Origin of the sequence: Streptomyces sp. NPDC007084 (assembly GCF_040703595.1) — a bacterium.
Classification (GTDB): Bacteria; Actinomycetota; Actinomycetes; order Streptomycetales; family Streptomycetaceae; genus Streptomyces.
Genome location: NZ_JBEYFY010000061.1, coordinates 33,397 through 43,066, shown reverse-complemented (window position 1 = coordinate 43,066; position 9,670 = coordinate 33,397). Strand labels below are relative to the sequence as shown.

9 protein-coding genes and 1 pseudogene are annotated in these 9,670 nt (G+C 71.4%); 3 read left to right on the top strand and 7 right to left on the bottom strand.

All coding sequences use genetic code 11. From position 1 onward, the window contains the following. The 3 genes and pseudogenes from AB0912_RS30755 to AB0912_RS30745 form a co-directional block, all read right to left on the bottom strand. Positions 1-91: pseudogene (locus AB0912_RS30755) on the bottom strand (GlsB/YeaQ/YmgE family stress response membrane protein); the annotation flags it as partial. Between the two features lie 187 nt (positions 92-278). After that, entirely contained in the window at positions 279-506 is a 228-nt protein-coding gene (locus AB0912_RS30750; protein WP_366705613.1) for a hypothetical protein, read from the bottom strand. Between the two features lie 161 nt (positions 507-667). Then, a complete protein-coding gene (locus AB0912_RS30745) occupies positions 668-1,270 on the bottom strand; it encodes a TIGR03086 family metal-binding protein (protein ID WP_366705611.1) in 603 nt (200 codons plus the stop codon). Between the two features lie 91 nt (positions 1,271-1,361). On the opposite strand from AB0912_RS30745, the gene AB0912_RS30740 reads away from it, so the two are divergent. After that, positions 1,362-2,180 carry a helix-turn-helix domain-containing protein gene (locus tag AB0912_RS30740; RefSeq protein ID WP_366705609.1) on the top strand — a complete coding sequence of 273 codons (819 nt, stop codon included), beginning with the start codon at positions 1,362-1,364 and terminating at the stop codon, positions 2,178-2,180. A 23-nt stretch (positions 2,181-2,203) separates the two neighbouring features. On the opposite strand, the gene AB0912_RS30735 is transcribed toward AB0912_RS30740, so the two are convergent. From AB0912_RS30735 to AB0912_RS30720, 4 genes are all read right to left on the bottom strand, one after another. Next, positions 2,204-2,851: an HAD family phosphatase gene (locus AB0912_RS30735; protein ID WP_366705607.1), complete on the bottom strand. Its 648-nt coding sequence runs from the start codon at positions 2,849-2,851 to the stop codon at positions 2,204-2,206. A gap of 201 nt (positions 2,852-3,052) precedes the next feature. Then, positions 3,053-3,487, bottom strand: coding sequence for a DUF2267 domain-containing protein (locus tag AB0912_RS30730; protein WP_366705605.1), 435 nt, complete (start codon positions 3,485-3,487; stop codon positions 3,053-3,055). A 111-nt stretch (positions 3,488-3,598) separates the two neighbouring features. Continuing rightward, positions 3,599-3,994: a DUF2267 domain-containing protein gene (locus AB0912_RS30725; protein ID WP_366705603.1), complete on the bottom strand. Its 396-nt coding sequence runs from the start codon at positions 3,992-3,994 to the stop codon at positions 3,599-3,601. Between the two features lie 117 nt (positions 3,995-4,111). Then, a complete protein-coding gene (locus AB0912_RS30720; protein ID WP_366705601.1) occupies positions 4,112-4,546 on the bottom strand; it encodes an Hsp20/alpha crystallin family protein in 435 nt (144 codons plus the stop codon). A gap of 175 nt (positions 4,547-4,721) precedes the next feature. On the opposite strand from AB0912_RS30720, the gene AB0912_RS30715 reads away from it, so the two are divergent. Together AB0912_RS30715 and AB0912_RS30710 are read left to right on the top strand one after the other, a co-directional pair. Continuing rightward, positions 4,722-5,372 (top strand): type III effector protein, encoded by a 651-nt coding sequence (locus AB0912_RS30715; RefSeq protein WP_366705599.1) that lies wholly within the window; start codon positions 4,722-4,724, stop codon positions 5,370-5,372. A gap of 543 nt (positions 5,373-5,915) precedes the next feature. Beyond that, complete coding sequence (locus tag AB0912_RS30710; protein ID WP_366705597.1) at positions 5,916-9,632, top strand: glycoside hydrolase family 2 TIM barrel-domain containing protein; 3,717 nt, start codon at positions 5,916-5,918, stop codon at positions 9,630-9,632. The last annotated feature ends 38 nt before the right edge of the window (positions 9,633-9,670 follow it).

The following is a 9,670-nucleotide window of genomic DNA, read 5'->3' as shown; positions in this document are numbered from 1 at the left end:
TGATGATGCCGCCCGGGTCCTTGCCCGGCATGAGCGCCTTGGCGATGATGCCCGCGAGCAGACCGATGAGTATCCAGGCGATGATGCCCATGATGTGTGTCTCCTACCTGGTTGTATAAAGACTGTGTCAGAACAACCGTGTGTTCCGAATCGGCGATCTCAAACCCCGTGCGGTGTCACGGACTTCCGTCGGTGACACCGTCGGCGGGCCCGTCGGGCAGGAGACCGCCTACGGTCGCGCGTCCGGGCTGTTCGCGCAGGAGTGCGAGCGGACGGCTTCAGAACAGCGCTTCCTGATGGCCCCGCTCCCCGGGACCGGCAGCGGGACCGGAGGGTGCCTCGGCCCGGCGTTCCGTCCGGGTCTTTTCGCCGAAGAGCGGGGCCGTCCCGCAGGCGTCGGGCACGGCGGGGACGGCCGCCTGCTCGGCGGTCGGGCGCGGGGGAGCGTCATGGCCGAAGCTCTCCGGGGTCATCTGTGTCCAGTCCCGCCCGCACTGCTCGCCCACGCGTCGGCTCCCGTCTCGTCCGTCGGCTGATCCCGTGATGGCATCCCTTCCCGGAAATCGGCACAGCGATCGTGGCGGAGCGGGCCGGCCTTCCCGCCCACGCCCTCCCGCCCGTGTCGGGTACGGGTCACCTGGCCTGCGGGGCTGTCGCGTGAGGGCCCTCACACAGGGATCTCGGCGTACGGGTCGCGGCCCGTCGCCGCCAGCAGCCGGGCCAGCGGCGAGGCGTCCTCGGGAACCTCGGCCGCGGCGGCGAACATCCCCATCGACCGGGCCGTGTCCCCCAGCTCCGCGACCGCGCCGTCCAGTTGGGCGATGACAGGAGCGAGTTCCTTGTCGTCGGGATAGTCCTGACCGGTCGCCCGGGCCAGGTCCCAGGCGTGAATCGTCAGGTCGAGCAGGGCCATCGAGCCGACGAGCCGGGCCGGCATGTCCATCGCTCCGGTCAGCCCGTCCTCGGCGCCCGGCCGGGACCACGCGGCGGCGAGCGCACGGGCCTCGGCGGCGAAGCGCTCCCGCCAGCCGGGTCCCTCGCCCACCCGGTCAGGCGTCTTCGTGAAGTCCGAGTCGCCCTTGGCCGCCAGCTTCCGGAACTCCACGACGACGTGCCAAAGGTGGTTGAGCAGGGCCTTCACGTCGTACTCCGGGCACGGAGTGGCGCGGTCCAGGTCCGTGTCCGTGATGGCGTCGACGACCCGTACGGCCCGCGCCGCCGCGAGGTCCAGAAGCTCACCGATACCGTGCGTGTCCTTGTTCACGTCCATGTTCCCGACGGTAGGGGCGACCCGCTCGGCGGTCTTGAACAAACGCGCCAGGCGCCGCGTCCCGGGCCCCCTGACCACGTACGATCTCGGCATGGCCGCCCGTGACGAGCAGCCCCGGGACACCCGGGGGATCGTCGACCCCGCCGCGCTGCTGACCCGCGTACGGTTCCGCAGGCACGCACCCGCCGAGGCCCTGCGCCCGTACGTGGAGACGTACTGGCTGATCGACTGGGACCTGCCCAGCCCGTACGTCTCGCACGTCCTCCCGCATCCCGCCGTGAACCTCACCTTCCAGTGGGACGAGGACGACGGGCCGCCGTACGGGGAACTGACCGGGGTCAGCACCCCCGGCCTCTACACCCGCAAGCTGCACGGCCGTGGCCGGGTCTGCGGGGTGAAGTTCCGGCCGGGCGCCTTCCTCCCCTTCGCCCCGGACGCGCCGGTCGCCCACTGGACGGGACAGGTCCGGCCCTACGAGGAGGTGCTGCCGGCGACCGACCCGGCCGCCCTCGTACGCCTGCCCGACGACCGGGACCGCGTCGCCGCCCTCGACACCTACCTCCTCGCCCTCGCCCCGGCGACCGTCGACCCGCAGGTCGAACTGGCGCGCCGGCTGGTCGACCGGATCCGCGACCCCCGCCACGGTGTGCGCCGCGTCTCCGTCCTCGCCCGGGAGGAGGGTTTGTCGGTGCGCTCGCTGCAACGCCTGTTCACCGGGTACGTGGGGGTCAGCCCCAAGTGGTGCGTCCTGCGGTACCGCATCCACGAGGCCATGGAATCGGCCGGCCGCCAGGGCGACATCGACTGGGCCGCCCTGGCCACCGACCTCGGCTACGCCGACCAGGCCCACCTGGTACGGGACTTCCACACAACGGTGGGCGTCCCCCCGACGTCCTACCCGACCACCTGACCCGCCGGAACGCCTCGCCAGACTCAGGCCTGCTCGGCGGCCCCGGACGGGTTGGCCAGGGCAGCCGTACCGGACAGGTGGGCCTCGATGCGGGCGATGGTCCGCTCGTTGTCCTCGAACAGGTGAGCCTGCATTCCCGCCGCCCGGGCAGCGTCGACGTTGACGTCATGGTCGTCGACGAAGAGACAGTCCGCCGCGCGTACGCCCAGCCGGGCACAGGTGATCTCGAAGGCCCGCGGCTCGGGCTTGCCGACGCCGATCTCGTGGGAGTAGACGATCTCCTCGACCAGTTCGTCGAACCGGTACCTCGCCGTCTCCAGTTCCCGCGCTCCCACGAAGCTGTTGCTGAGGATGCCGAGCCGGCAGCGGGTGCGCAGCCCGCGCACGTACTCGATCAGCTCCGTGTTGGCGGTGCCCAGATACTCGTCCCACAGGTCGGCCATGAAGGACTCGACCTCCATGACGTCCAGGCCGAGCCGGGTACCGACCTCCGTCCGCACCTGTGTCTCGCTGATCGTCCCGACACCCCCGGCCTGCCAGACATCGTCCAGTCGCCGGTCCAGGCTTCCCGCGGGCAGCCCGAGCCGTTCGTCCCACCGGTCCAGCCATCCGGTCGGGGGCGTCAACTCCAGCACTCCACCGATATCGAGAACAACGCAGCGCGACGCCATACAGGCCTCCTCATCCGGTCTCCGGCCGACGGCCCTACGCGCCCGCCGACCTGATTGCGCTGCCCACGGTCGGCCTTCCCCTTCGGACAAGGTCAAGTCCCGCCCGCGGAGACCGGATGTGCGGCTTTCCAGGGCGGGCACCCGGGCGGTGTCTGACACCGGGCCGTGTCTCCCCCGGGCCCGCCCCCGGTCCGCGCCGCCTCAGGCCGCCCGGACGAGCTGGGCTCGGCCGAACAGGAGCGCGTAGCCCTCGGGGAGTTGGGCGATGACGCGGTTGATGAGGTCGTCGTCGGCGAGGTGGGCGACGGCGGTCAGTACCGCTCCGGTGTCCCAGCGGACGGTGGCGGGGGCCGCGCCGGTGCGGGTGGCGAGGTCCTTGACGAAGCCCCAGCCGGTGAGCGGCCGGGGGTCGGGGATCTGACTGGTGAGGGCGCGTGCGGCCTCGGTGGGCAGGCAGGCGGCGAGTTCGACGCGTTCGTCGCCGGTGAGCTGGCGGCCCAGCGCCTCCAGTACGGCCCGGGTGACCTCTTCGGCCTTCTCCCGGGTCGGGTACGCGCCTTCGTAGCGGATCTTCTCCAGCATCTGGTGAAACGTCATGCCGTTCCGGGCGGAGACCGGTTCACGCAGCGACACCATCGGCAGGGGTTCCCTTTCTCGTTCTGGCTTCACGGTGTGCGGGGCCGGCCGGCGTGGGCACTGGGCCGGCCCCGCCGGGGGGAGGGGCGTGCGCGGGCTTGCTTGCCGGGTTCATCCGGGCTCGGGGTGGCCGAAGAGGAGGTCGTAGCCCGGCGGGAGCTGGAGCAGGATGCGGCGGGTGAGTTCGTCGCCCGCCGCCTCGGCGGTCACGCTCAGCACGGCGCTGACGTCCCAGGCCGCCGTCTGCTCGCTGGCCCCCTCGATCCACGCGGCGGTCGCCCGTACGAACCGCTCCGGTGACAGCGGTTCGGCGGCCTGGAGTGGGTTGAGCAGGATCAGGGCGAACGTCTCCGGGAGCCGGGCGGCCAGCTCCGCCCGGACGTCGCCCACCAGATGCGCGCCCAGCAGCGCCAGTACGGTACGTGCGGCCCGTTCGGCCTCGCGCGGCCCGGCGTACTGGCCGCGCTCCTGGACATGGTCGAGAAACGCTTCCCATCGCATGGCCACCACTGCCCTTGCACGTCATGGGGGGATGGACGCTGGGCGGAGGACGGGTCCGAGGGGGCGCGGTCCGTCCTCCGCCGTCGGCGCGGTCAAGGAGCCGGCTCGTCGGAGCCCGGCTCGTCAGCCGCTGATCTGCGGGCGCTCGGACGCGCCGCCGATGGCGATCTTCCGGGGCTTGGCGCGCTCGGCGATCGGGATGCGCAGGGTCAGCACCCCCGCGTCGTAGTCGGCCGTGATGCGCTCGGTGTCGAGGGTGTCGGCCAGGACGAGCTGGCGGGAGAAGACACCCAGGGGCCGCTCGGAGAGTTCCATCTGCACGTCGTCGGCCTTGGCGACGGGCCGGCGCTCGGCCTTGACGGTGAGCATGTTCCGCTCGACGTCGATGTCGATCGCGTCCTTCGCGACACCGGGCAGGTCGAGGGCGATCACGTACTCCTCGCCCTCCCGGTAGGCGTCCATCGGCATGGTCGAGGGCCTCGTCCAGGTGCCGGACACGCCGGTGAGCTGCTGCGCGAGACGGTCGAGTTCGCGGAACGGGTCAGTGCGCATCAACATCGCGAATACACCTCCAAGGGTCTGGCAGGGACTGCCAATGCGCTTCGTCTGACTCCGTTGTAACATGTCATCGAAACGATGACAACTCCAGACGTCACCCGATGGATGACACCGGTGGTGCCGGTCCACGAGACCGGTCCACGGCACCGGTTGGACGACAGCAATGAGGATCGCCATGACCGTCCCCGCCGAACAGCGTGACCCCACCTCGTTCCTCGCCGCCGCGGCGGCGCTGAACGCCATCGACGAGGCCGTCCACGCCGCGCAGACCCCGCAGGCCGGAGCGCGGCAGCAGGACGGGCCGGTCAGTGCCGACCAGGCCCTGGCCGCCCTTCTGCTGCTGCGGGAACTGCGCGAGCAGCTCGCCGGATGGGAGCCCGGACTGATCGAGGCCGCCCGCGCGGCGGGCTCCAGCTGGGCGGACCTCGCCCATCCCCTCGGCGTCGCCAGCCGGCAGGCCGCCGAGCGCCGCTACCTGCGCGTACGCCCCGGAACCCCCGGGAGTACCGGGGAGGAGCGGGTGCAGGCCACCCGCAACAGCCGGGCCGCGGACCGCACCATCAGCACCTGGGCCCGGGCCAACGCCGGCGAGCTGCGCCAGCTCGCCGGCCAGATCATCGCCCTGGCCGACCTGCCCGCCCGCTCCCGCACCTCGGTGGCCCGCCTCACCGACGCCCTCGCCGACAACGACGCCGCCAACCTCCTCGCCCCTCTCGCCGACACCCACGGCCACCTCAAGGCCCGCCACCCCGGCCTGGCGGACCGCGTCGCCGCCATCACCGCCCACGCCGACCACATCCGTAGCGCCGGCGAAGCCCCCAAGTAGCGGCCAGGGGTTGATGGGGCCGTTTCGCTTGCCGGCGCGCGGCGCCTGGGCTCCCATGCTCATGGACACGGGAGAGCGGGCCGAATCGCCTGGCCGTCCTGTCCGGCGCGTACGCCACCCGCCGCCAACCGCGCGTCAGCCGCCGGGCCGGCCCGACCGCGACGGCTTGCGGCTGCCTGAGGCCAACCTCGTCCGCTCCTGGGTAGAGGTGCGCGGCTGACCGAAACAGACCTGAGGGAAGCGGACTTCACCGAGGCCGGCCCGCGCGAGGCGAACCCGCGCAAGACCGACGCGGGCGCCGTGGCCGGTGAGCCCGCCGAGCGCGAGAAGGCCCGGCGGGCCACCGCCCTTTCCGCCCCGCGCGAGGGCACCGCCCCGTACACCGCGAGCAGTCGAACGCGCAGACATGACGCCGCAAGGTCCAGCCCTCCGGCCCGCGTCCCTCGGTGAGTCGACCGACTTCGGTGCCTGCACGGGTATTGCCACCCGCCGCCGCACCCCTCTATATGTACTTGGCAGCCTAGTTGCCAAGAAAGGCGAACCGTGAACCTCCCTCACCGTCGAACCCGTCCGAACCCCGCCGAACCGGCACCGGCACCGGGCCTGCTCTCCCGGCGCAGTGCGCTGAAGGGCCTGGCAGCCGCCGGCGCCTTCGCCGTCGCGGGCAACGTGCTTCTCGCCGGGCCCGCGGCCGCCGCCACCGCCCCACCCCTGATCCCGCCGCTGCCCGACACCGTCTCGGGAGTGAACAAGCCCCAGATACCCGTCACTTCGGGCTGGCGCTACACGTCCACCCCGCCGGCCTCCTTCTGGGCGTCAGGAACCGACACCTCGTCATGGGGCGCCATCGACGTCCCGGGCGAACCGGCGGTGCAGGGGCGCGATGTGCGCTCGAACACCGAATGCGCCTACGCCGTAAAGGTCCCCATCCCGCAGGACTACGCCGGCCGCAGGATCATGCTGCGCTTCGACGGCGTGTACAGCTACGCGCGACTGTGGGTCAACGGGACCGCGGTCCGCACCCACGACGGCGGATTCACCACCTGGTACGCGGACATCACCTCGCTGGTCACACCGGGACAGCAGGCGCAGGTCACGCTCGGCGTCACCGACCGGCCCACCAGCATCGCCGGACAGTCGGACTACGCCCACCACATCATCGGCGGCATTCTGCGCGACGTCACCCTCGTGGCCGTCCCGACCTCCTACCTCACCCGGCTGCACGCGGAGACCACGTTCGACAGCACCTACACCGACGCCACGCTCACGGTGACCGCCGCCGCGGCACTGGCGGCGGGCAAGACGGGAACGGTCGACCTGACGCTCACCGACGCCCAGGGCAAGAACGTTCCCCTCACCCCCTCCCGTATCACGCTCACCGAGTCCGCCGCCCAGGACGCCGCGGCCATCCCGGTCAAGGCCCCGCTCAAGTGGGACGCCGAACACCCGAACCTCTACACCCTCACCGCGACCTTCACCGCGGACGGGTCGACCGAGACCGTGTCCCGGGCCATCGGCTTCCGCCAGGTCAAGGTCCAGAACAACCAGCTCCTCGTCAACGGCAAGCCGGTGCACCTGCTCGGCGTGTGCCACCACAGCATCACCGCCGCCCAGGGGCGTTCGACCAACGCCTCCATGGAGGAGCAGGCGGTACGCCTCTACAAGGAGGCGAACTGCAACTTCATCCGCACCTCGCACTACCCGCCGACCCCCGCGCTGCTCGAATGGGCCGACCGCGTCGGCCTGTACGTGGAGGAGGAGGCCCCCGTCTGCTTCCAGTACAAGACGGTCGACGACCCCGCCTACTCCGACCAGTACCTGACCCAGTTCGCCGAGATGATCGAGCGCGACCGCAGCCACGCGTGCGTGGTGGAGTGGTCCGTCGGCAACGAGAGCGGCATGGGCCGCAACTTCGCCTCGGAGCACACCTACGCGCACGAGACGGACCCTTCCCGCCCGACCGTCTTCGAGGACGTCAGCCAGACCAACGGCGGCAACCAGACCGACATCTACTCCGGCCACTACCCGAACCTGGGCAACGCCAACGGCAACGCCCAACAGCCCATCCAGTACGGCGAGTTCGCCCACGTCCCCTGCTACAACCTCCCCACGCTCCAGGCCGACCCCGGCGTCCGGGACTTCTGGGGCCAGAGCATCGTCAGGCTCGCGGAGAAGTTCCGCACCACCAGCGGTGTCGTCGGCGGCGCCATCTGGGCGGCCATCGACGAGGTGTTCTACCTGCCCGGCGGCCCCGTCGGCTACGGCGAGTGGGGCATCATCGACCTCTGGCGGCGCCCCAAGCCGGAGTTCTGGCTGACGAAGAAGGCCTTCTCGCCGGTCAGGATCACCGACGGAGTCCTCACCGGGCTGACCCCGGGCGCCGCGATCCCCGTCCCGGTCAAGAACTGGTTCGACCACTCGGATCTCGGCGAACTGGACATCTCCTGGAAGATCGGCGACCGGTCCGGCACCCTCACCGGCGTCAGCGTCTCCGCCCGGCAGAGCGGAACCCTCACCGTACCGGCGGGCGCCTGGTCGTCCGGAGACACCCTCCGGCTGACCTTCCGGCGGGGCAGCGCGGTGGTGGACGACTACCTGCTGTGGCTCAACTCCCGTACGACACCGCAGTTCACCGCCCCGGGCGGCACCGCACCCACCGTCCGCGACGCTGACGGCAAGATCCTCGTCACCGGCGTCGACGCGCCGTTCACGGTGGTGTTCGACAAGGCCTCCGCACGCCTGGTCGAAGCCACCGCCGGCGGGAAGCGCGTCCTCACGGGAGGGCCCGACCTGGTCCTCTCGCGCGCCGTGCCCGGCGACTGGACCGGAACATCGGCCACGGTCGCCACCTCCGGAGGCCAGGCGGTCGTCACGCTCACCGGCCGGTTCGGCACGCTGAACACCACGATCAAGGTCTCCGTCGACGGCCGCGGTCTGCTCACGACGACCTACACCCTCGCCAACCCGCCCACCGGCGCGCTCAGCGACGTCGGCCTGCGCTTCACGCTCCCCGAGTCCACGAACACGCTGAGCTGGCAGCGCGACGCCCAGTGGACGGTGTACCCCGACGACCACATCGGACGCCCCTCCGGCACCGCGTCCCGCACCCGCGCCACCGGAACCGACGGCTACGGCGAGCGGCCCACCTGGCCATGGGCCCAGGACACGCACAGCTACGCCCTGTTCGGCAAGAACAGCGCCGCGCACTGGACCAACGACTTCCGCAGCGCGAAGACCGGAGTGCGTCTGGCCAAGGCCACCTCCGGCGCCTCGGGCCCCGGCGTCCAGGTCGAGTCGGACGGCAAGGACGCGGTACGCCTCGCACCCGTCGCGGGCGCCTTCGTCGACGACGCCTCCGCGGCAATCACCTACACCGGCGCGTGGACCCACGCGGGCAGCGACGCCGACTACACCGCCGGCGACCTCTTCAGCACCGAGTCGTTCTCCAGCGCGGCCGGCGCGACAGCGGAGTTGCAGTTCACCGGCACGGGCGTCGGGCTCTACAGCGCCAAGGCCGACAACCTCGGCATCATCAAGGTGTACGTCGACGGGACACTCGCCGACACGGTCGACCTCTACGGGCCCGGCAAGTCCCCCGCCCAACTCGTCTTCCGCAGCGCGGCGTTGGCCTACGGCCGGCACACCGTCAAGGTCGAGTGCACCGGCACCAAGAACGCCGCGTCCAGCGGGACGTACGCCCTGGTCGACGCGTTCCACGTGGTGGACCCCATCACCGACGACACCTCCGCCCGCGTCGGCTACACCGGCTCGTGGACTCACGCGGACAGCTCACAGGCGTGGACCAGCGGGGACCTGAACCGCACCGAGTCGTTCAGCAAGGAGGTGAACGCCACCGCGACCACCCGTTTCCAGGGCACCGGCATCCGCGTCATCTGTCCCAAGGGACCCAACCAGGGCATCGCCGAGATCTCGGTGGACGGCGGCACACCGGTACGGGTGGACCTGTACGCCGCGAGCAAGCAGTTCCAGCAGAAGGTGTTCGAGCGCACCGGCCTGGCGGCCGGCGAGCACACCGTGACCGTCAAGGCGACCGGCGACAAGAACGCCTCGTCCAGCGACAGTTACGTCGTCCTCGACGCGTTCGAGACCGTGTTCTCCGACCCCTACGCGCCCGCCCCCGGCCTCATCGTCAGCGCCAGGGTCAACTACCCGGACCTCGCGTGGGGCAACTACACCGACCCGGCGATCACCCTGAGCGCGGGCTGGCAGGGCACCGTACGTCTGCGGCTGCTCGCCTGAGGCGGACAGCGCGGTGGGTCCGGGGCGCGTCACGCTCC